The 22,062-nt window shown below is 71.9% G+C and carries 18 protein-coding genes; 11 read left to right on the top strand and 7 right to left on the bottom strand.

Annotation, left to right across the window (positions count from 1 at the left end; translation table 11 throughout):
• Position 1: 1 nt before the first annotated feature.
• The 5 genes from ACF08B_RS25200 to ACF08B_RS25180 are packed head-to-tail and all read left to right on the top strand — an operon-like array spanning position 2 to position 4,400.
• On the top strand, positions 2-1,129 hold the full coding sequence (locus ACF08B_RS25200; protein WP_392319503.1) for an acyl-CoA dehydrogenase family protein: 1,128 nt from the start codon (positions 2-4) through the stop codon (positions 1,127-1,129).
• Between the two features lie 17 nt (positions 1,130-1,146).
• Positions 1,147-2,442 (top strand): aspartate aminotransferase family protein, encoded by a 1,296-nt coding sequence (locus tag ACF08B_RS25195; protein ID WP_392319502.1) that lies wholly within the window; start codon positions 1,147-1,149, stop codon positions 2,440-2,442.
• A 1-nt stretch (position 2,443) separates the two neighbouring features.
• Complete coding sequence (locus ACF08B_RS25190) at positions 2,444-2,887, top strand: type II toxin-antitoxin system RatA family toxin (RefSeq protein WP_392319501.1); 444 nt, start codon at positions 2,444-2,446, stop codon at positions 2,885-2,887.
• Positions 2,887-3,408, top strand: a complete 522-nt coding sequence (locus ACF08B_RS25185) for a hypothetical protein (protein WP_392319500.1) — start codon at positions 2,887-2,889, stop codon at positions 3,406-3,408. Before ACF08B_RS25190 ends, ACF08B_RS25185 begins: the two co-directional genes overlap by 1 nt.
• Entirely contained in the window at positions 3,405-4,400 is a 996-nt protein-coding gene (locus tag ACF08B_RS25180) for a phosphatidylglycerol lysyltransferase domain-containing protein (protein WP_392319499.1), read from the top strand. Before ACF08B_RS25185 ends, ACF08B_RS25180 begins: the two co-directional genes overlap by 4 nt.
• A gap of 118 nt (positions 4,401-4,518) precedes the next feature.
• Here the strand turns inward: ACF08B_RS25180 and ACF08B_RS25175 are convergent, their stop codons facing one another.
• Together ACF08B_RS25175 and ACF08B_RS25170 are read right to left on the bottom strand one after the other, a co-directional pair.
• Complete coding sequence (locus ACF08B_RS25175) at positions 4,519-5,403, bottom strand: alpha/beta fold hydrolase (protein ID WP_392319498.1); 885 nt, start codon at positions 5,401-5,403, stop codon at positions 4,519-4,521.
• Complete coding sequence (locus tag ACF08B_RS25170; RefSeq protein ID WP_392319497.1) at positions 5,400-6,353, bottom strand: VlmB-like protein; 954 nt, start codon at positions 6,351-6,353, stop codon at positions 5,400-5,402. The genes ACF08B_RS25175 and ACF08B_RS25170 overlap by 4 nt, the downstream gene beginning before the upstream one ends.
• A 386-nt stretch (positions 6,354-6,739) precedes the next feature.
• Here ACF08B_RS25170 and ACF08B_RS25165 point away from each other — a divergent pair, with 386 nt between their 5' ends.
• Positions 6,740-7,219, top strand: coding sequence for an SRPBCC family protein (locus tag ACF08B_RS25165; RefSeq protein WP_392319496.1), 480 nt, complete (start codon positions 6,740-6,742; stop codon positions 7,217-7,219).
• 34 nt (positions 7,220-7,253) lie between these two features.
• Here ACF08B_RS25165 and ACF08B_RS25160 read toward each other — a convergent pair whose 3' ends face one another.
• The gene (locus tag ACF08B_RS25160) at positions 7,254-7,847 is read right to left on the bottom strand and encodes a TetR/AcrR family transcriptional regulator (RefSeq protein ID WP_392319495.1); all 594 of its coding nucleotides are present in this window, start codon (positions 7,845-7,847) and stop codon (positions 7,254-7,256) included.
• Positions 7,848-8,027: 180 nt separating this feature from the next.
• Here ACF08B_RS25160 and ACF08B_RS25155 point away from each other — a divergent pair, with 180 nt between their 5' ends.
• Together ACF08B_RS25155 and ACF08B_RS25150 are read left to right on the top strand one after the other, a co-directional pair.
• Entirely contained in the window at positions 8,028-8,783 is a 756-nt protein-coding gene (locus tag ACF08B_RS25155) for a thioesterase II family protein (RefSeq protein ID WP_392319494.1), read from the top strand.
• A 23-nt stretch (positions 8,784-8,806) separates the two neighbouring features.
• The gene (locus tag ACF08B_RS25150; protein WP_392319493.1) at positions 8,807-10,279 is read left to right on the top strand and encodes a DUF3533 domain-containing protein; all 1,473 of its coding nucleotides are present in this window, start codon (positions 8,807-8,809) and stop codon (positions 10,277-10,279) included.
• A 127-nt stretch (positions 10,280-10,406) separates the two neighbouring features.
• Here the strand turns inward: ACF08B_RS25150 and ACF08B_RS25145 are convergent, their stop codons facing one another.
• On the bottom strand, positions 10,407-11,216 hold the full coding sequence (locus ACF08B_RS25145) for an alpha/beta fold hydrolase (RefSeq protein WP_392319492.1): 810 nt from the start codon (positions 11,214-11,216) through the stop codon (positions 10,407-10,409).
• Between the two features lie 207 nt (positions 11,217-11,423).
• On the opposite strand from ACF08B_RS25145, the gene ACF08B_RS25140 reads away from it, so the two are divergent.
• Complete coding sequence (locus ACF08B_RS25140; RefSeq protein WP_392319491.1) at positions 11,424-12,185, top strand: SDR family NAD(P)-dependent oxidoreductase; 762 nt, start codon at positions 11,424-11,426, stop codon at positions 12,183-12,185.
• 44 nt (positions 12,186-12,229) lie between these two features.
• Here ACF08B_RS25140 and ACF08B_RS25135 read toward each other — a convergent pair whose 3' ends face one another.
• The 3 genes from ACF08B_RS25135 to ACF08B_RS25125 form a co-directional block, all read right to left on the bottom strand.
• Positions 12,230-13,204, bottom strand: coding sequence for a zinc-binding dehydrogenase (locus ACF08B_RS25135; protein ID WP_392319490.1), 975 nt, complete (start codon positions 13,202-13,204; stop codon positions 12,230-12,232).
• A gap of 2 nt (positions 13,205-13,206) precedes the next feature.
• Positions 13,207-14,253: a 3-oxoacyl-ACP synthase III family protein gene (locus ACF08B_RS25130; RefSeq protein WP_392319489.1), complete on the bottom strand. Its 1,047-nt coding sequence runs from the start codon at positions 14,251-14,253 to the stop codon at positions 13,207-13,209.
• A gap of 123 nt (positions 14,254-14,376) precedes the next feature.
• On the bottom strand, positions 14,377-15,513 hold the full coding sequence (locus tag ACF08B_RS25125; RefSeq protein ID WP_392319488.1) for a ParB N-terminal domain-containing protein: 1,137 nt from the start codon (positions 15,511-15,513) through the stop codon (positions 14,377-14,379).
• Between the two features lie 525 nt (positions 15,514-16,038).
• On the opposite strand from ACF08B_RS25125, the gene ACF08B_RS25120 reads away from it, so the two are divergent.
• The gene (locus ACF08B_RS25120) at positions 16,039-19,164 is read left to right on the top strand and encodes an amino acid adenylation domain-containing protein (protein ID WP_392319487.1); all 3,126 of its coding nucleotides are present in this window, start codon (positions 16,039-16,041) and stop codon (positions 19,162-19,164) included.
• Positions 19,161-21,980: a beta-ketoacyl synthase N-terminal-like domain-containing protein gene (locus ACF08B_RS25115; protein ID WP_392319486.1), complete on the top strand. Its 2,820-nt coding sequence runs from the start codon at positions 19,161-19,163 to the stop codon at positions 21,978-21,980. The genes ACF08B_RS25120 and ACF08B_RS25115 overlap by 4 nt, the downstream gene beginning before the upstream one ends.
• Positions 21,981-22,062: the final 82 nt, after the last annotated feature.

Raw genomic sequence — 22,062 nt, 5'->3', positions numbered from 1 at the left:
GATGGACCTCGCACGGCAGACGTGCGACAAGACACTGCCCGGCCTGGCCGAGCGCCTTCAGCACCGGACGCTCACCGAGCTGGAGTCCCCGGGCAACGACGGCCTGGAGGCGTTCCGGGCCGCGGGCGGCCCCGGCCTGCTGGTTCCCGGCACCTACGGCGGCCGGGGCGCGACGGCACTGGAAGCGGTCCGAGTGACCCGGGCGCTGGGCGCGCTGTCGCCCTCGCTGGCCGTCGCCACCGCCATGCACAACTTCTCGGTGGCCTCCCTGGTGGCCCTGGTCGCCTCGGCCGACGCAGGCGGCCTCGAGTGGCTGCTGATCGAGGGCATCGCCAGGGACGGACTGCTGGTGGCGTCCGGCTTCGCCGAGGGCCGGGCAGGCGCAGGAATCCTGGACGCGGCGGTCACCGCGACTCCGGTGGAGGGCGGCTTCCTGGTCAATGGCTCCAAGAAGCCGTGCAGTCTGTCCCGTTCGATGCACCTGCTCACCGCGGGCGTGGCCCTGCCGGGCGCAGACGGCACGAGCGAGCTGGGCGTGGCGCTGGTCCCGGCCGACTCCGCCGGGATCACCCGCCGGCCGTTCTGGGGGGCGCCGTTCCTCGCCGGCGCCGAGAGCGACGAGATCGTACTGGAGAACGTGCACGTGCCGCCCGAGCTGATGCTCCGCCCCCAGGTGGAGCTCGGCACGGGGATGGACACGCTCCAGACCGTGGGTTTCGTGTGGTTCGAGCTGCTCGTGACGTCCGCGTACACGGGCGCGGTGGGCCGGCTGGCCGAGGCTGCGCTCAGGTCGGGCCGGGGCAGCACGACGGACCGGGCCTCCCTGGTCACCGGCCTGGAGGCGGCGGCGGGCCTCGCGGAGAACGTCGCCCACACCGTGGACGCCGAGGTCGTCGGCAACCCTGAGCTCGGAGCGGCGCTCACCGCCCGCTACGCCGTCCAGGAGCTGCTGGTCGACACGGCCGATCTGGCCGCCGAGCTGCTGGGCGGGCTGGCCTTCGCCACATCGCCCGACACCGGCCATCTCCTGGCCGTCAGCAGGGCGCTGGCCTTCCACCCGCCGTCCCGCACCGCCACCGCCCAGGCGCTGCTCGACCACCACGCCGGCGACCCGCTGAGGGTGCTGTGAACACGACAGGAGGAACAGTGCGACAGCCGGCGCCGACGAGCAGGGGCAACACGACGGCCGACCTGTACAAGGCACACCTGAGCAGCGGCCGCGGACGGCTCGGGGAGATGTTCGGCGGGCACGTCGAGTCGTCGTCGTACGGCTCCCGGGTGCGCACCGAGGACGGCCGGTCCTTCCTCAACTGCGGTGGCTACGGCGTGTTTCTCGCCGGTGCCTGCCACCCCAGGGTGGTGGCCGCCGTCGAGCGGCAGATCCGCACGCATCCGCTGTCCACCCGGCTGCTGCTGGACCCCAGCGCGGGGCGGGCCGCCGCCGCGCTGGCGCGGGTGGCGCCCGAGGGACTGAACCGCGTGCACTTCTGCGGGTCGGGCGCCGAGGCCGTGGAGGCCGCGCTGAAGTTGGCACGCTGCCACGGGCACCGCAGGATCGTCGCCACCGAGGGCGGCTTCCACGGCAAGACCTTCGGCGCCCTGTCCGCCACCGGCAAGGACCTGTACCGTGCGCCGTTCGTGCCGCTGCTGCCGGACACCGCCCACGTCCCGTTCGGTGATGCCGAGGCACTCGCCCGTGAGCTCGGCCCCGACGGTTCGGACGCCGTGGTGATCGTCGAACCCGTCCAGGGGGAGGAGGGCGTGGTGATACCGCCACCCGGCTATCTCCGGGCCGTGGCGGCCCTGTGCGCCGAGAGGGGTGCCTTCTTCGTCCTGGACGAGGTGATGACCGGACTGGGCCGGCTCGGCCACTGGTGGGGCGCCGACCGGGAGGGCGTGGTGCCCGACGTGCTGCTCGTCGGCAAGGCCCTCAGCGGCGGTGTGATCCCCGTGGCCGCGGCCGTGGCCACGGAACGCGCCTTCGCACCCTTCGACCGGGACCCGTTCATCCATACCTCCACCTTCGCCGCAGCCCCCGTGGCGATGGCCGCCGCGGCGAGCGCGGTCGAAGTCATCGAGGACGAGCAACTGGTGCAGCGTGCCCGCACTCTGGGGACGGCGCTCCTGTCGCAGATCGCCCACGCGGTCGCCGAGCACTGCCCCCACCTGGTCCGGGAGGTCCGCGGGGAGGGGCTGCTCATCGGCGTCGAGTTCCACGACGCGGGCCTGGCGGGCGAGTTCCTGCTGGAACTCCTGCTCCGCGACGTGATCGTCAACCATTCCCTCAACGCCCACGCCGTGGTCCGGCTGACCCCGCCCGCCGTCCTCACGGACACGGAGGCACAGGAACTGAACGAAGCCGTAGAGCAGTCGGCCCGAACCCTCGGTGAACGCTTCCCCCACCGCCCCGACACCACCAACCCGCCGACAGGAGGGCGCTGAGATGCGCTCGGTACGACTCGACTACCAGGCGCACGGCGTCGCCGCCGCCGACGCCTACGCCCGGATCCGGGACTTCGCCCGCTACCCGGACCTCGTGGACACCGTTCGGAAGGTGACGGTCCACCCGACACTCGACGACGGATCCCTGCACAGCGACTGGGAGGTCGACTTCCGCAACGGCGTGCTCGCCTGGTCCGAGGAGGACGTCTTCGACGACGGTGCGCTGAGCATCTCCTTCCGTCAACTGCACGGCGACTTCGAGACGTTCGACGGCGCGTGGAGCGTCGAGGGCAGTGGCGACGGCGCCCGCGTGGCCTTCACCGCCGGTTTCGACTTCGGTCTGCCCACCTTGGCCAACATCGTGGACCCGGTGGCGGAGCGCGTCCTGCGAGAGACCATCGAGCACATACTCCGTGCGCTGCTCGGAGCGGGGGAGGTGCTCTGATGGACCCGCTGAACCGCTTCGAGACGCCGGTGACCTTCCGCCTGCTGCGGGCCGAGTACGCGGCCGGACTGCTCCTCAGCGCGGGCCTGATGGTGGCCCACTGGGACGCGATCAACTGGCCGGTCGCCGTCGGCCTGTTCGCGTACATCGACATCTTCGGCTACCTGCCCGGCGCGTGGGCCCACCATCGGGCCAAGGGCAGGCCGATCCACCGCGGTTACTACGTGCTGTACAACACGATGCACAGCTGGCTGACCGCCGGCGCGGTCGTGGCGCTGTGGGGCTGGCTGGTGCACTGGGAGTGGGCCCTGCTGGCCGTGCCGGTCCACCTCTGCGGCGACAGGGGGCTGCTGGGCAACTTCCTCAAGCCGTTCGGCGTGGCCTTCGAACCCAAGGCGCATCCGGCGTTCACCACCTTCGAACGGGCTCTGGCCGCCGCCCCCGAGGGACCGGGGGCGGCACGGCCCGCCGAGGTGCCGGCCACCGTCGGTCGCGCGGCGGCCGCCGGAGACACCCGATGACGCGGCAGGGCGCCGGGGAGATCACTCTCCTCGGCGCCCACGCCGACCATCCCAGTGGTGCACTCGCCCTCAACGAGGCCACCGCACGATGGTCCGGCAGCCGGGTCCCCGGGATCGTCGCCTACCGGCGATCGGGACGCCATGTCGTCCAGTTCGGCGGGCCTTTCGCCGCCACGGCCGACAGAGCAGCGCTGCTCGACGAGTTCCTCGACCGGGTGGTGGCGGGCGGCGCACGCCCCGCCCGGCTGACGGCCGCTCAGCTCCGCTCCTGCGATGTGGGGCTGTACGAGGCCCGCGGATCTACGGTCAACCAGATCGGCACCTCCTACAGCATCGCCCTGTCCGCGTTCACCCTGCGTGGCCGGCGACTGGCGAAGGTCCGGCAGAACGTCGCCCGCGCCCGCCGGGAGGGCGTCACGGTCCACGAGGTCGACTCCCGGTCGCCCGAGCAGTCGGAACTGGATGCGGTGGACGCCGTATGGCTGAAGGCCAAGGGGCGCCATGTGAAGGAGCTGTCCTTCCTGATCGGTGAGCGGGGCGGCCCCGGCGCCGCGCTGCGCCGCACCTTCGTCGCCCGGCAGGAGGGCAGGGTCGTCGGCTACGTCACCTACTCCCCGGCCTGGGGTGCCCGGCCGGGATGGCTCTACGACCTGACGAGGCGCACTCCGCAGGCCCCGGTGGGCACGATCGAGCTCGTCAACCTGACGGCGCTGGAGATGTTCCGTGCGGAGGGGACGGCCTGGCTGCACCTCGGTCTGACACCGTTCGCCGGCCTGAGCGACCGGCACGAGCCGGCGTCGGCCTCCCGGCGGCTGAACCGCGCGCTGCGCCTGGTCGCCGAGCACGGCAGGGCGGTCTACCCGGCCAGGACGCAGGAGGCGTTCAAGCTCAAGTGGGACCCGCAGGTCCTGGAGCCGGAGTACGCCGCCTTCCAGGGCGGCGTCCGCCCCGGCGCGGTGTGGAATCTGCTGAGACTGACCAACTCTGTGTGAGTCCGGTCGCCGTCTGAGCCCGGTCGCCGCCGGCCGTCCGGCAAGCACACGAAGGGCGTTCCTCCCCCCGCGGATCCGGGGGGAGGAACGCCCTTCGTGCGCGTATGTGCGGGCCCTGTCAGTGCGCGTGGCGCCGGCCGAGCCATTCGGAGATCCGCTCCGCGATGCCCTCGCCGTCGCGTGCCCACCGGACGTGGTCGAGGCGGGCTCCGTCCTCGGGGGAGAAGTGCCAGCGGTCGATCGTCGCCGAAGGCAGTTTGGCGCACAGGCGGTCCACCGCGCGGCGCGGCGCCAGCCGGTCGCCCTCGACGGACACGGCCAGCACGGGGAGCGTGGCCCCGGGCATGGCCGCCTCGTAGTCGAAGTCCGCCCCGGCGGGGGCGAAACGGCCCGTGCGGCAGATCCTGGCCCAGTCCCGCATGAGCCGCGCGGACTGGCGGCCGCCGAAGCCGAGGCGGTGACCCGGCCAGTAGCCCCAGAGCGAGGCGACCGCGGCGATGAAATGGGTGGCGGCCAGTACCCGCAGCCGGGCCGACCCGGAGAAACCGCGGTGGTCCACCGAGCCGGCCGCGACGAGGATGACGCCGTCCGTGCTCTTCGGGTCGTGCGCCGCGTGCAGTACGCTGACCTGCCCGCCGATGCTGTGCCCGAGCAGGAACAGCGGGACGTCGGGGTGGAAGCGGTCGCGTGTGGCGCGGATGACGGCCGGCCAGTCGCGGGTGGCCAGTTCGTGGTAGCCGTGCCGGGTGTGCCGCCCGGCACGAGGCCGGCTGTCGCCCTGGCCCCGCAGGTCGACGGCGACGGTGGCGATGCTCCTGCGCGCGAGGTGGTCGCGGAACGGCCCGTAGTAGGACGCGTTCACACCGAGCGCCGGACAGATCACGACCACGGCCCGCGGTGCGGACCGGGCGTCCACGACGCTCGCGCCGAGGTGCTGGACGCCGTCCCGCGCGTCGGGTACCGCGATCCGCCAGGTGCTGCCTTGCGCGGATCCGGTCGTCATGACGCCTCGTCCAGGAGCATGTACTTCAGCCGGGCGTCCTGGGTCTCGCGCGACCAGCGCTCCGCGGCCGCCATGCGTTCCTCGATGCCGGTGTCCACCAGGCGCCGACCCGGCCAGATCTCGTGGTCACCCAGCAGGTGTCCGTGCTCGGCGAGCCCTTCCTGGAAGAGGGACTCCCGCCGGTACAGGACGTCCTGCATGGGCAGTTCGTCCCACAGCCGACGGCCCTCTCGGACCAGGTCGAGCAGCCCCGACCGGGCTTCCGGGCGGTCCATCAGGTACTGGCGGACGATCGCGCTGCCCACGGCCAGATGACGGATCTCGTCCATGTTCGCTCCCCGCTCCACCAGGGCGGCGGAGGGGTCGAGCACCTTCCACTTGCGCTCGCTGAGCTCGGCCGCGGGCGCGAGGATCCCCTCGACCAGAACGGTGAGGACGAGGACACCGCCGTAGAAGTCCTGCCGGTCGCGCAGGACCGCCAGGCCGAACTCCTCCAGGGGGTCGAGGACGGCGGCCCCGGAGGTCGCGGCGGTCCGGGCGACGGCCGCGTCGACTTCCTGGGCGGACATGCCCGCGACCAGCAGGTGGTCACGGAACGCACGCGCATGCCGTGCCTCGTCGACGAGCTGCGTCGTGTAGAACTCCAGACACTCCCGGTCCGGGGCGTGGAAGACGAGGAAGGACAGGGCACGGGTCGCCTTGTCCTCGGCCAGCGTACGGAAGGCGAACTCGTCGACGAGCGCTTCCCGCAGGGGGCCCGGGCGCAGAACGGCCGACGTCGGGGGCGCGGCCGTCACGGTGCCGTCCGACAGCCGGCGCAGCATGGAGCCGGCCACGTGCTCCAGCCAGTACGGCAGGTCGCACTGGCCCGGGGTCAGTTCGAGCTCGCGGGCGCCTTCGAGTACGCCCGGGGCGCTGTCCCAGTCGGCTTCCACGGGAATTCGGGTCACAATTCGGTCCCTCTGGTCGTGAGGCAACGCGGCACAGTGGAATGTCGCTTTCCGGTGGCCGGATGAACGAGACGTCGGTGGATCGTCCGCGCGAAAGCCGTGCGCGGCACGCGGGCGGAATGCGGAATGCCGAGGTGCGAGGAGCCGGCCGGAGGCGGCTGATGTGCTTCCTCGTCCGTCATTCCTGCTTGTCAGGGCGTGACCTGCCGAAGCTCGCGCGAGGGCGCGCGTTGAGAACGATGCGTCTCGTTCCACCGTAGATCGGTGCACGGCGACCGTCAAGGCCCTTTGCCCGCACGCCTGTTGCTGGTTGCCGTCGGCGTCCGCGGCTGGTTAAAGTCCCGCGGATCCGGTCTCGTCGCATTCCTTTATTCGGCTCGGGAGCAATGATGAATCGTCTGTGGAAAGTCGAGGAAAGCGTCCTCGTCGACGCGCCTGTGGCGGAGGTGTACTCCGCGGTGGCCGACGTGCGGAACCTGGGGAAGTGGAGCCCGGAGTGCTTTGCCGTGTGGTCCCGGGGCCGGCGCGGCGGGGCGGGTTCCGCGTTCGTCGGCTTCAACCGCAAGGGGCTTTTTGTCTGGTTCACCACCTGCCGGGTGACCCGGGCCGAGCGGCCGGACGAGTTCGCCTTCCGCGTCACGGCGTTCGGGCTCCCGGTGGCCCTGTGGGGGTACCGCTTCCGGCCGGAAGGGGATGCCACCAGGGTCACCGAGTACTGGGAGGACCTGCGCACCGGCCCCGGCGCCCGGGCGGCGGAGTTCCTCGGGCGGGTGTTCACCGGCACGCGTCCCGTCGACCGGGCGGAGGTCAACCGATCCGGCATGCGCACCACGCTCGGCCGGATCAGGGCGGCTCTGGAGGGCTGAGCGCGCGCGGGCCGGCCGGACGGAGGACCGGCCCTCAGATGCCGTTGAGCAGGATCGAGATCAGCTTCTCGGCGAACCCCGGCTCGGCCGGCCGGCGGCGCACCAGCAGACGGATCCACAGCGCGCCCGCCATGGCGTCCACCAGGAGGGCCGGATCGAAGTCGGCGGGCAGCTCTCCTCGTTCCACGGCCCGGATGAAGACCGGCTGGTGGCGCCCGAGCCGGTCCTCCAGGAAGTGCGTGACGAGTTCGCGCATCGCCTGATGACGGACCGCTCCCACGAGGGCCGCCTCCACCACGGCACCCGTGCGCGGATCGTCCAGGAGTTCCTGGACCTGCGAGGCCAGGTCGGTCAGGTCGCCCGCCAGACTCCCGGAGTCCGGGAGCTCCAGGGCCATCGAGCCCGAGTGCAGCAGGGCGTCGCGCAGCAGCTCCGACTTCGACGGCCACCAGCGGTAGATGGTCGTCTTGTTGACACCTGAACGCTGGGCGACGCCCTCGATGGTCAGTTCGTCGTAGCCCTGGTCGGCGAGCAGTTCGAGGCAGGCGCCAAAGATGTCGTCCCTGCGCCGGGGGCCGCGTGACCCTCCGTCCGCCTGCCCGCCGGAGACGGTTCCACCTGCTGCCATGACGACCTCCGACCGGCCCGACAAGCCGAACGCAACGTTGTGTTGCGTCAAGTCTAGTCGCGCCCATAGACTCAAAGTGCAACGCACCGTTGCGTTGCGTTCTGGGGTGTCCGAGGCATTCCACGCCCCCCCACGGCGGAACACCTCGGGTCGGGGGCCGAGCCCGCTCGAAGGGGAAACATGAACGTCCGTGTCGTCTGCCTGCCCTACGCGGGCGGCTCCGCCCACGCCTACCGGCCCTGGTCCGCGCACATGCCTCGGGCCTGCGAGCTGATCGCACCGGAACTCCCCGGCCACGGCCGCAGAATCGCCGAGGCGCCCCACGCCGGCGTGGCACGCGTCGTCGAGGACGTCCTGCCGCGTCTCGGTGACCCCACCGCCCCGATGATCCTCTTCGGGCACAGCATGGGCGGACTCCTCGCCCACGAGGTGTGCCACAGACTCTGCGAGCTCGGCACACCTCCCAAGGCGCTGGTGATCTCCGCGATGGGGCTCGGCGAGCTGCTCGACGCACCCGCCAACTACGCACTCGCCGACGACCCCGACGCACTCCTCGACCATGTGGCCCGGCTGGGCGCGACACCCGACGAAGTGCTGGCCCACCCGCAGATGCGCGCCCTCGTCCTGCGCCCGCTCCGGGCCGACATGCGGCTGCTGGCCGAGGCCGGCACCGCACCGACCAGGCCGGTGACGGTCCCGCTGTACGCCCTGGCCGGCGAACAGGACGTCGTCCATCCGCCGAGCCACGTGGCCGCATGGCAGCACCACGCCCGCCACTGGAAGGGGCTGCGCCTGTTCACCGGCGGCCACTTCTTCCCCTGGCAGGACGACGCCGTGCCGCGGTTCCTCGCGGGCCTCGCGCGAACAGCGCTCGCCGAGCACGCCGCCGCGGGGGAGCAGGCCCAAGGCCTCTCGCCCCAGCCCCGCCCCTCCTGAACGACTCGACGAAGGTGATTTCCTTGCGTGCCAAGACACTGTGGCAACAGCCCAGGACATGGATCGTGGTGCTGATCGGATCCCTGCTCGCGGCCCTCTGCACCGTCAGCTACCTGGGGCCGGCCTCCGATCCCGAGACCCGACTGCACAACCTGCCCCTGGTCCTGGTCAGCGGGGACCGCGGCGCCCCCGGACCCCACGGCACCGTGAACATGGGCGCCGACCTCTCCGACGCCGTCACCCGCGCCGCCCGCAAGGACGGACGTGTGCACTGGACCGTGGTCCGCACGCGCGCGGACGCCGGGCGCATGCTCGACTCCCAGGAGGCCTACGGTGCCCTGGTGGTGCCCTCGGACTTCACCCGCCGAACGCTGGCCCTGCTCGGCACCGGCCCGAGCACCCGGCGCCCGGTGCTCGAACTCGTCGAGCCCCGCGGAGTCAGCGGTGTGGCGGCCTCGACGACGGACAGGCTGATGCGCCTCACCGTGGCGCGGGCCTCCCACCGTCTCGGCGCGCAACTCGAGAAGCAGGCGGCGGCCGACGCCCGGCGCGGTCACACCACCACACCGGCGACGGACGCTCCCGGCGCGGCGGCCGGCACATCTTCCCCGCCCACCGGGACCACCGACACCGCGCCTCCCACCGGAGCCACGGGCACGCCCGGCCCCGGAGCCGGGCACGCCGGCGCCTCCGGGACCGCTCCGGTCACCCGGGCCGAGCCGGTGCCGGCAGGGCTGCTGGCCCTGCTCGACGATCCCGTCGGCGTCCGCACCGCCGTACGCCAGCCGCCCTCCGGACCCGTCGGCTCGGCCGCCGGATCCCTCCCGCTGTACATCGCCATCGCGCTGCTCATCTCGGGCCTGGTCCCGGCCACACTGCTCACCATGTTCGTCGACGCCGGGCTCGGATACGTGCCGTTGGAGATCGGCCCCCGTCGCATCGTCCAGCCCCTGATCCGGATCACCCGCTCGTCCACTTTCCTGGCCAAGGCGGTCCTGGGGATCGCGGTGGGAGGTGTGGCGGGCGCCGTAGTCGCCGGTGTGGCGCTGCGGATGACAGACCTTCAGCCCGGTGACACCGGTGCGTTCGTGCTGTTCTGCAGCGCCGCGTGCGCTGCCGTCGCCCTGCTCACCCTGGCCCTCTTCGCCGTGTTCGGGGCACCCGGCCAGATCCTCGCCCTGTTCACGGTGACCATGGTCGGCGTACCGCTGTCCGCGGGGGCCATCCCCGAGGAGGAGCTCTCCGGCGCCCACGACACCCTCGGCAAGGCCCTGCCCGCACGCCACGTCGTCGAAGGGGTGCGCTCGCTCCTCTTCTTCGGCGGCCACGGCGACCGGGTCCGGCTGGCCTGGCTGGTGCTGGGCGCCTACGCGGCCGGAGCCGTGCTCATCGGCTGGGCCGTCTGCCGCTGGTACGACCGCCGCGGCTACCACCGGGCCCAGGAGCACGAGTTCGCGCCCCGTCCGGCGGCCGAGCCCGCCGTGGCGGTGCCGTAGCGGGTCGTACCGGCCGCTGCGCGAACGGCCCTGCGGGCCCGTCCCTCACCTCCGGAGGGGCCCGCAGGGCCGTTGCCGTTGCCGTGCGCGGTCCGGTCCCCGGCCGTGCGTCCGGACCCGCCGCCTCTCAGCCGGCCGCTTCCGGCTGCTCGCCCGCCATCGCCGACAGGACCTCGCCGCCGCGGCGGACCACCGCGGCGAAGACGTCCGGGTCGGTGAGTGACAGCAGGTGCGGGCCGGGGACATGGACAAGCCGGACGGGCGTGCCGGCGTCCCGCACCCGGCGCAGGAACCGGCGCTCCTGGACGCGGAACAGCGGGTCGGCGAGCCCGTTGGCCAGGACCACCGGTGTCGTGACCCGCGAGGCGAGAGCGAGGGAGTCCCACCGGGAGAGCTCCGCGAGGACCTCGCCGAAGGCGTGCCGGGAGATCCCGCCCGCCATGATCCCGGCGAAGCTCTCCCGCGGCAGCGCCGCCCGCAGCGCCCTCTCGTTCAGCCGGTACGACCGCTCCTCGCCCAGCAGGCGCTGGAGTAGGGCTGCGGCCCGGTGCGGCAGGAGCAGCGGTCCGTTCGTCCTGAGGGTGCACGCGTGGCACAGCAGTCCCGCGGCCCCGCCCGGACCCAGTGCGCCGTAGGCCAGAGCGGTGATGCCGCCGAGCGACGTCCCGGCGACGACCGGCCTGCGCCCGGTCGCGGCGGTGGCCTCGGCGACGGCCGCGCCGATCGCCTCGACCGCCGCCTCGAGCGTGAACCGCTCCTGTCGCAGGGAGCCGTGACCCGGCAGGTCGCAGGCCGTGATCCGGAACTCCGGGGTCAGCCGGGCCACGACGGGAGTCCACATGTGGGCGGACAGGCGGATCCCGTGGACGAGTACGAGGGGGCGGCCGTCGTCGGGGCCGGAGGTCCACAGACCCGGTCGGTGATGCTGCCTCAGCACGAGGGAACACTCCACTTCTTGTCGGGCTCCCCCCGGGCGGGGGAGTTCGGGGGAATCGGATCCGCGGCGGGTGCCGCGCGCGCCTCGCGCCGCCCCACCGGTGCTGTGTGCAGGCCGGTGTGCAAACTCCGCACAGAGCCGGCCCGGCATACCATCGGCCGCCTCCGGCGGCGGAATGCGGCCGCCGGAAACCACGGGAGGAGCAGCATGGAGATCGCAGGAAGCGTCGCCCTGGTGACCGGAGGCACCTCCGGGCTCGGTCTCGCCACGGCCCGGCGCCTGGTGAAGAGCGGGGCGCGTGTCGTCCTCCTCGGCCGATCCGCCGCGCGCGGGGCCGAGGCCGTCCAGGAGTTGGGCGGTGGCGCCGTCTTCGTGGCCGGCGACGTGACGAGCGAGGCGGACGTCGCCGCTGCCCTCGACACCGCCGCCGAGTGGGGCACGCTGCGGGTGGCGGTGAGCTGCGCCGGCACCGACAGCGCCGCCAGGACCCTCGGCCGGCGGGGCGTGATGCCGCTCGCCGACTTCGAGCGCGTCGTCGCCGCCAACCTGACCGGCACCTTCAACGTCGTCCGGCTCGCCGCCGAACGCATCGGCGAGGCCGAGGAGATCGACGGCGAGCGGGGGGTGATCATTAACACGGCCTCCATCGCCGCGTACGACGGACAAGTGGGGCAGGCCGCCTACAGCGCCTCCAAGAGCGGCATCGTGGGCCTCACCCTGCCCGTCGCCAGGGACCTGGCGCCGTGGCGCATCCGCGTGGTCACCCTCGCGCCCGGCCTCTTCAGCACGCCCATGCTGGACGGCCTGCCCGAGCGGGCCCGGGCCTCGCTCGGCGACCAGGTGCCGCACCCGGCCCGGTTCGGCGACCCGGACGAGTTCGCCGCCCTGGCCGTGCACGTGGTGGAGAACCCCATGATCAACGGTGAGACCATCCGCATCGACGGCGCCCTGCGGCTCGGTTCGCGCTGACACGGCCGACGGGGGCGGCCACGTGCCGCCCCCGACCGCCGCCGTCACGCGGGAGGGGTGAAGACGATCTTCCCGAACGCCTTGCCGTCCAGGAGATCCTGAAAGCCCTCGCGGGCCCGTTCCAGCGGCAGCACCCGGTCGACGAGCGGGACGATCCGTGTCTCGGTGCACAGGCGGGACAGCCCGAGCAACTGGTCGCGGGTCCCGAGCGTGGTGCCCACGATGGTCAGCTGCCGGAAGAAGACGTGGTTCAGCTCTGCCGGCGGCATCGTCCCCGTCGTCGCGCCGCTGACGACGATCCGCCCGCCGGAGCGGGTGCTGCGCAACGAATGCGCCCACGTCGCCTCTCCGACGGTCTCCAGCACCGCATCGACCCGCTCCGGCAGCCGTGCCCCCACGGGGAAGGCAGCGTCGGCACCGAGCAGCTCCGCGAGCCGGCGTCGCTCCGGCGACCTGCTGGTGACCCACACACGGCAGCCGGCCGCCGCGCCGAGCGCGATGAGCGCCGTGGCGACACCACCGCCCGCGCCCTGCACCAGCACGGTGTCGCCCGGCCGCAGCGCGGCGGAGACGAACAGCATCCGGTAGGCGGTGAGCCAGGCACCGGGCAGGCAGGCCGCCTCCTCGAAGGACAGCCCTGGCGGTTTGGGCACCAGGTTCCGTCGCGGGACGGCGACCCGCTGGGCGAAAGTGCCGTCGAAGTCCTCGCCGATCAGGGCCCGTTCGGGGTCCAGCGTCTCGTCTCCGCGCCCCGCCGCGGGATCGCCGACGACGGAGTGGACGAGGACCTCGTTGCCGTCCTCGTCGAGGCCGGCCGCGTCGGAGCCGAGGACCACGGGCGTGTGCCCCCGGGGGCCACCGACACCGCACAGCGTCCAGAGGTCGTGCCGGTTCAGCGCGGCGGCCCGGACCGTCACGGTCGTCCAGCCGTCGGCGGGTTCCGGCTCGGGCCAGTGCCCGGCGTACAGACAGCCGAGCGGATCCGCGGGGTCCGCTCCCTTGGCGGCGATCGCGAACACCGTCACACCTCGCCGCGGGGATCGAAGTGACGGAAGCAGGCGGACCCCCACAGGAACCCGGCGCCGATGGCCGCCAGGACGAGGAGGTCACCGTGCCGGGCGCGGTGGCGCAAGGTCTCGTGGAGCACCGTGAACACACTGGCCGCCGCCGTGTTCCCGAAGCGCTGCACGGTGGTCGGGACCCGCTCGGCGGGCACCCCCAGGGTCTTGGCGGCCTCGTTGATGATGTTGAGGTTGGCCTGGTGGAGGAGGATGTGCTGGACGTCCGCCACGTCGACCCCGGCCCGCTGAACGGTCTTCAGCACGGACTTCGGCAGCTTGTCGGTGGCCATGTTCCACACGGCCTTGCCGTTCATCTGCAGGTACTGCTGGCGTGCCGCGACAGTCTCCTCGGTGGTCGGCATCCGCGATCCGCCGGCGGTGATCTGCACCTCGTACGACAGTTCGTCGCCGGTGTCCCAGGACAGCAGCCCGTAGCCGGACGGCGTCCTGCCGAGCAGCGCGGCACCGGCCGCGTCGCCGAGGAAGACCCGTGTGGTGCGCTCCTGGGGATCGGTACCCCGTGAGCCCGCGTCCGCACCGATGACCAGGACGTGCTCGAAGGAGGGGTTCTGCAGCAGGTGCGCCCCGGTCAGCAGGGCGTACACACCGCCGGCGCAGGCCGCCTGGGTCAGGTCCAGCGGCATGGCCCGGTGGGCGCCGAGCTGCTCCTTGACGATCATGGCGGTGGAGGGCAGCGGCTGGTCGGGCGTGAACGTCGTGATGATGATCGCGTCCAGGTTCTCCGGAGCGACACCGCCGTCCGCCAGGGCCTGCCGGGCGGCCTCCACGGCCATGTCCGAGGTGACGCGGCCCTCTTCGAGGAAGCGGCGTTCGCGTATGCCCGTGCGGGAGGTGATCCACTCGTCGGAGGTGTCCAGCGTCCGGGTGAGGTCCTCGTTGGTCACCACCCGGTCGGGGACGTAGAGGCCGGTACCCAGGACGCCGACGGGGTGGCGCAGACCGGTGCCGATCTCGGTGTGGCTCGGCGCGTCGATGATTTCTGTCATGGCTGTGTCCCTTGTCTGTCGCATGGGGTTTCTCGAGGGATCCGTGCGGATCGGCCGGGCGGTGTCCCGAGCGGACGGCCGGGGGAGAGGCGGCCCCTTGCGGGGCGGCTCGTGAAGCGTGCCTCAGGCGGCGAAGGTGGTGTGCAACCGGCGCTCGTCGTCAGTTGCACACCCGGCGCTCTCCAGCCGCTCGGCGAACTGCCGCCAGGCGTCGGCGCAGGCGCGCGCGGCCTCGGCGGTCAGGACGATCCGGTGTCCGGGGACGGCGTCGTACAGGGCGTCCCAGCGCTGCGCGGGGATCAGGCTACTGCTGAGCAGACGCAGCAACAGGCGTCCGTTCTCGGTGTACTTGAGCGAGGGATCCGCCAGCAGACCGGGTGGCGCCGCCGCGACGACGGCATCGGTGCGGTGGGTGGCGGGCTGTGCGTGCCGGGCGGTGAACCGCGGCGGAGCGGGACCGCCCGCCGGTTCCGACGCCGCCCCGGACCGCAGGCAATCCGGCACCTCCGCGGGTGATCTGCCCGCCGTACCGGGCTCGGGCCCCTCGCCTGCCGTGCGCCGGCGCCGCCGCACGGCAGGGGGCAGGGGGTCGTCCCCACGGGCGATACGGGCGCGTACGTCGCGGACCGTGCCGGGGGAGACGCCCGCCAGCCGCGCGATCTGGCGCAGCGAAGCGCTCGGCATCTCGGTGATGAGCCGACCGGCGAGCAGGCGGCCCTGTGCGCTGTTGAGCGGCCGGTGCCTGCCGTCACGTCCTACGCGTCCGGCGTGCTGCGGCGCCGCCGCCTGCGCGGACCGGCGGATGTCGCCCACGGTCCTGGGGGACAGCCCGGCCGCCTCGCCGATCGCCCGGTCCGAGAGGTGCCCGTGCGAGCCGATCAGCCTGACGGCCGCCGCGGCCCGGTCGTGCAGGGGCAGCGGCAGTCCGTGCCGGGTGTTCTCCCGCACCGCGATGAGGAAGGCGTCCTGTTCCGAGCCGTCGAAGAAGCGGACGCGGATCCATTCCTCGCCGCGTTCCGTCAGCGCGCGCAGTCGGTGCGTGCCGTCCATGACCCGCATCGAGGGTCTGTGCACGATGATCGGCGGCAGGACGGCCCCGGACTGCGCGAGGGTGCGGGCGTGGTGCACGTCCTCCACGGTGGAGCGTGGGGAGTCGGCCGGCCGGAGCCGGCGCACGGGCACGAGCTCGACCGCGGACAGGAGGGCCCGAAGGTCCTCTCGCGATTCCGGTACAGCGGGTCTTTTTTGATCGCTCACCATTCCCCCTGAATTGCGGAGCGGGACGACTGTAGCCGTTGAACGCTCCCGCACAAGTGCCTTTCCGGCGCGGGGTGCCCGGCACCGATGGGCCCTTGACGATGTTGCGGTCCGATCCTACTCTAGAACGAGACGCATCGTTCTACAGTTGCCGAGTGGATGTACCAACTGCCCCTTGAGCTGGGGCTATCGTGGTCGCCTCGCAACAGCGACCGTAACCGATCCAGAGCGGCCGAAGGGCTCGCCGGGTCGGCGGACGCGACGCTTCAGCGCCAAGAAACGCGTTCAGCAGGGGAAAGTCAGAACCGGGGGAAAGCATGTCGGGCGTTGCCGAGTGTCATTTCGTGGACCCTTTTTCACGGCTCGTCCCCGGGCATTCCTGAAAGCGCCGAGGACGGTTCACGAGCCGCGTCACGCCGCGGTGACGCGTGCGTGCCGCCCATGCTCACCATCCCGCGAACCCGACTGACGGACGGGTTCGCGCACTTGACCAGACCTGATGAGACGTCACCTACAGGGGGTTCGGAAATGCCGCTCAGGGTCGCCCAGCTGACGGCCGCTCAACGCAGGCTCTACTTGCACCAGAAGGTCTTCCAGAACGACATCTCGCACAACCTGGCCTACGTCTTCCGCATCACCGGCGGCATCGACAGCGGCCGCCTGCGCGACGCCGTCGAACGCTTCGTACGCTCGAACGTGGCCCTCAACACCGTCTTCGTCGACCGGGACGGCGACGTGCGGGCCGTCCACGACCCCGGGCTGCGCTACGAAGTGCCCCTGGTCACGCACCGGGGCGACGTGTCCGAGCTGCTGAGGGACCGCCTCGGACGCCGGCTGCGCCAGGAGATCCCCGCCGACCGGTGGCCGCTGTACGAGTACACGGTCGAGACCGACGACCACGCCACCTATCTCACCCTGTTCATGTCGCACCTCGTCTGCGACGTCTTCTCCTTCTACAACATCGGGCGGGAGATCGACCGCCTCTACCGAGACCCCGACGCCACGGTGGAAGGAGCCGCCTACAGCCCGGCCGACTTCCCCGACGACGTCTCCGACACCGACCGGGCCGTGGAGTTCTTCCGGCAGATGCTCGGCGGTCTGCCCTCCCTGGCCCTCGAACAGCTGGAGGCGGGGCGCACCCCGGAAGGCACCTTCGAAGGGCGCCACGTGTGGGTGCCGTTCGAGACCGGCCTCACCCGTGCCGTCGACGCCACCATCACCGCCCTCGGTGTGCGCAAGTTCAGCTTCTTCCTGGGCGTGCACATGCTGCTGCTGGGCACGCTCACCGGCAGCCGCACCGTCACGGTGGGGGTCCCCCTCGGCAACCGCCGCCAGGACCCGCTGCGACCGCTGGCCTTCGGCTACTTCGTCAACACCCTGCCGCTCGCCGTGGACCTCGACGCCCACCCGACCTTCGGGGACCTGTGCCGGGCGATCGAGACCCGCATGGCCTCCCTCATCCGGTACGAGGACTTCGACCTGGCCGCCCACGCCGAAGCGATCTTCCCCGGGGGCACGGTCAGCCGCATCCTGCCCAGCAGCTCCTGCACCTACTACCGGGAGCAGCTCGCCTTCCACATCGGGGGTCACCAGGCCGAAAGCCTGCACGTCCCGCGCTCGGACCTGGTCCACCCGCTGGTCACCCGGATCGAGGACTTCGGCGACACCTACGGCTGCCACCTGGCCTACACCCACGCCCTGGAGCCGAGCGACCCGCGCGACACCCTCCTGACGATCCTGCGCTCCGTCGCCCGGGGCCACGACGTTCCGCTCACCGAGGTGACACGGGTCTCCGCCGGGCACGTCGACCACATCGACCGGATGCTCAACGAACACGCCGACCTCCCCACCGAGGCGTCCCTCCACGCCCTCTTCGAGCGACGGGCCGCCGAGCACCCCGCACGCATCGCCGTGGAGTACGAAGGCGACCGTCGTACCTACCGCGAGCTGGACGAACACGCCAACCGCATCGCCCGCCGGCTGCGTGCCGTCGTCCCCTCGGATCACGTCGCCGTCGCCATGGACCGCGGCTGCGACCTGATCGCGGTCCTGCTCGGCGTCCTCAAGGCCGGCAAGACCTATGTGCCCCTCGACCCGGCGGCCCCCGAGGCCCGCGTACGGCACATCATCGACCAGTTCGACGCTCTTCCCCTGATCACCGGCCCCGCTGTCTTCCCCGACCTCGCCCACGAGGACCGCATCGCCCTCGACACGCTCCTGGCCGACTGCGCCGACGAGCCCAGCACCCCCGTGCCCGCCGGTGACCTGCGTGATCGCACCGCCTACGTCATCTTCACCTCGGGATCAACCGGCAAACCCAAGGGCGTCCAGGTCACCCACGCCAACGTCCTGCGCCTCTTCCTCGCCGCCGACCGGCACTTCACCTTCACGGCCGACGACACCTGGTGCCTGTTCCACTCCTACGCCTTCGACTTCGCGGTGTGGGAGATGTACGGCGCCCTGCTGTACGGGGGCCGCCTCGTGATCCCCGGCGAGGCCGTACGCAAGTCGCCCCGGCAGTTCGCCGACTTCCTCGCCGAGACCGGCGTCACGGTGCTCAACCAGACGCCCTCCGCGTTCCACCGGCTCAGCCAGAGCCTGGAGGAGCGCCACGCCGACTCCGTCCGGGTGCGCTGCGTGGTGTTCGGGGGAGAGGCGCTGCGCTTCGAGATCCTGAGCCGCTGGTTCGAACTGTTCGGCGCCCAGGCCGAGATCGTCAACATGTACGGCATCACCGAGACCACCGTCCACGTGACCCACTACCGGGTGACCCCCAAGGACCTCGCGGAAGCCGGCCCGAGCGTCATCGGCAAGCCCCTGGCCGACCTGGAGATCCGCATCGTCGACCGCGACCTCCGACCGGTGCCGGTCGGCGTCCCCGGAGAGATGCTCATCGCCGGCGGTGGGGTGTCCCAGGGCTATCTCGGACAACCCGACCTCACCGCACAGCGCTTCGTCCGCCTGCCCGGCGCGGAGGGCACCTTCTACCGATCCGGTGACCTCGCACGGCTCCTGCCCGACGGCAACCTCGTCTACCTGGGCCGCATGGACCAGCAGGTCCAACTGCGCGGGTACCGCATCGAACTCGGGGAAGTGGAGACCGCCGTGCGCGCGGTGCCCGCGGTCACGGACTGCGCGGTGCTCCTCGACGAACAGGCCGACGAACCCCGGCTGGTCGCCTTCGTGGTGCGCAACGACAGCCCCGGCAGCCACGACCGGGCGGACGATCGTACGATCCGCGCCCTCGTGAAGGACAGGTTGCCCCACTACATGCTGCCGTCCCTCTATGTCACCGTGGACGCCCTGCCCCTGACGATCAACGGCAAGATCGACACGGCGGCACTGCCGTGGCCGCAGGAGGAAGGCGGTAAGGGCCTGTCCCTGGCCGAGGGCGGCGACGACACGTCACCGGCCGTCGCCACCGTCGCCCGCATCTGGCGGGAGGTCCTCGGCCATTCCGAATTCGGCGCCGACGACCGCTTCTTCGACATCGGCGGGACCTCCGTCCACGTCCTCCAGGTCCATGAACGACTGTGCACCGAGTTCGACGCACCGGACTTCGACGTCATCGACCTCTTCGAACACACCACCGTGCGCGAACTCGCCACACACCTGGACAAGCCCAACGGAGCCGTCGCCGGGAGCACGGCATGACCGAGGAGTCTGTGAACACCATGAACGAACCCGTGGCCATCGTCGGCATGGCCGTACGGCTGCCGCAGGCCCGCACCCTGGACGCCTTCTGGCACGCTCTGCTCGCCGGCGCCGAGGCGGTGCGCGAGTTCACCCCGGCGGACCTCGACGAGGCCGGCGTCCCGGAGCGGATACGCGACCACCCGAACCACGTCCCGAGGGGGGTGGTCCTGGAGGACGTCGACCACTTCGACGCGTCCTTCTTCGGCCTCACCCCGCAAGAGGCCCGCGTGACCGACCCGCAGCACCGCGTCTTCCTCGAAACCGCATGGCACGCGCTGGAGGACGCCGGCGTAGCCCCGCACCAAGCCCCGGGTACCGTCGGGGTGTTCGCCTCCTGCAGCCTGAGCACCTACCTGCTCAACAACATCCTCAAGAGCGAACACGCCGGAGACGGACCAGAACTGAGCTACCCCGTCCTCATCGGCAACGACAAGGACTTCCTCGCCACCCGGATCTCCTACCGCCTCGGCCTGACCGGCCCCAGCCAGACCGTCCAGTCCGCCTGCTCAAGCTCACTGGTGGCCCTGCACCAGGCCCTCGCCGCGCTGCGCGACGGCGACTGCGACATGGCCCTGGCGGGAGGCGTCAGCATCACCGTCCCGCAGACCGGCGGACACCTCCACAAGACCGGCGGCATCGCGTCCGCCGACGGCCACTGCCGCCCCTTCGATGAGGCCGCGGGCGGCACCCTGCGCGGCAACGGCGCCGGGGTCGTCGTACTGAAGCGACTGAGCGACGCCCTCGCCGACCGCGACCACGTCTACGCGGTCGTCCGCGGCAGCGCCGTCAACAACGACGGCCCCGACAAGATCGGCTTCACCGCGCCCAGCGTCCGCGGCCAGTCCCGGGCCATCTCCGCGGCCCTCGCCTCCTCCGGCGTCGATCCCGAGACGATCGGCTACGTCGAAGCCCACGGCACCGGGACCGCGCTCGGCGACCCCATCGAGGTCAAGGCGCTGTCCCAGGCGCACAACGCCCGCTCGGCATGCGCGCTCGGCAGCGTGAAGGCCAACCTCGGACATCTCGACGCCGCCGCGGGCGTCGTCGGCGTCATCAAGACCGCGCTGATCCTGCACCACCAGGTGATCCCCCCGCAGATCAACTACTCGGCGCCCAACCACCGCATCCCACTGGAGCGCTCCCGGTTCGTCGTCCACACCCAGGCCCAGGTGCCCGACGAGCCCCTCTCCCACGCGGCCGTCAGCTCCTTCGGCCTCGGCGGCACCAACGGCCACTGCGTGCTCGCCCGCCACACACCGGCCGCCGCCCGACCGGCCCCCTCGAGCACAGCGCCGTACGTCCTGCTGCTCTCCGCGAAGACCCCCCAGGCCCTGGAACGCCAGGCACGGCAACTGCGGTCCTACCTCGACCGTGCCACCCCGCGCCTCGACGACCTCGCCTTCACCCTGGGAGAAGGCCGCACGCACTTCGACGAGCGACTGGCCTTCGCCGTACGTACCCCGGACGAGGCCCGCGCGGCCCTCGACGACTACCTCGAGCGCGGCATACCCGCCGGCGACCATCCCGTGGCCGCCGCGTTCGTCGACGGACAGCACATTCCCCTGGAGCGGCTCGGTGACCTCGATGCCGCTGTGAAGCTCGCGGTCCCGGCCTACCCCTTCGAGCCCGAGAGCCACTGGATCGCCCCGGTTCCCCCCGCACCGGCAGCTTCGCAGGACACGGCCGCGGCCCCCACCGGAGACCCCGGTGCGCTGTCCGCCGACGTCCAAGCGGAGATCATCGCGATCCTGAAGAAGCTCCTCGGCGCCGACACCATCGGCGCCGAGGACGACTTCTTCGACTTGGGAGGCGACTCCCTCACCGCCGTCGACGCCGTGAACCTGCTGCGCGACGCGTACCAGGTCGACATCGACCTCGATGAGTTCGCCGACCTCCGCACACCCCGCGCCATGAGCGAGCACGTGGCCTCGCTCCTGTCCGGCACCGCCTCCGCGTGGTCCGGCACCGTCCGCGTCCGCGAGGGCCAGGGCCCCCATCTGTTCCTGCTCTACCCGGCCGGCGGCACCAACTTCTGCTACTTCCGGCTGGCCGAACACCTCAGCCACGACGGACCGCTGACCGCCTTCTCCTACCCCAAGGAACTCGGCGACGGCGAGGTCACCATCCGGGAACTGGCCGCGCTCTACGTCCGGCAGATGCGCGCCGTCCAGCCGCACGGACCGTACCGGCTGGCCGGCTACTCCTTCGGCGGCAACCTCGCCTTCGAAGTCGCGCTGCAACTGCAGCGGGCGGGGGAGAAGACGGACGGCCTCTACCTCTTCGACGCCCATCCGCCCGAGGCGTACGTCGGAGAGAGCCTGACCGAACAGGAGTTCCTCGCCGCCTTCCCGCACCTGATGGCCTCCGTCATGCCCGGCACGGAGCCGCAGCCCGACCTGCCCGCACCCCGCACCGTGCAGGAAGCGGTGCAGCTGCTCAAGAACCGCCCGGACTGGATGGCGGCGAACGAAGAGGACTTCCTCCGGTTCATCACCATCTGGCGCCGCAACCACGAAGCGCTGAAGGGCTACTACCCCGACGGCAAGGTACGCGGACGCGTCGTGGTCTTCGACGCGATGGAGGCCCACCCCGAGAAGGAGGTAGGCATGCTCCGTATCAAGCTCCTCGGAAAGGAGCACTGGCGCAAGCACGTGGACGGCGACCTGCACACGGTGCCGGTGCCCGGCAACCACTACACGATGTTCACCCAGGAAGATCTCGTCCCCCGGTTGGCCGCCGCGTTCCAGGCGGAACTGGACACGGCCGGCACCTGACCCGACCCTGGCCCCCAGGGCCCTGAAGGCGGGGTGCCGCGGCGGAAAGGCCTGCGGCACCCCGGCCGGCCAACGGCTGCGA

This window comes from Streptomyces sp. NPDC015139, assembly GCF_043079785.1.
In the GTDB taxonomy this organism is placed as follows: Bacteria; Actinomycetota; Actinomycetes; order Streptomycetales; family Streptomycetaceae; genus Streptomyces; species Streptomyces albidocamelliae.
Note: the sequence above shows the minus strand (reverse complement) of the source record. Positions and strands in the feature narration are given on the sequence as shown.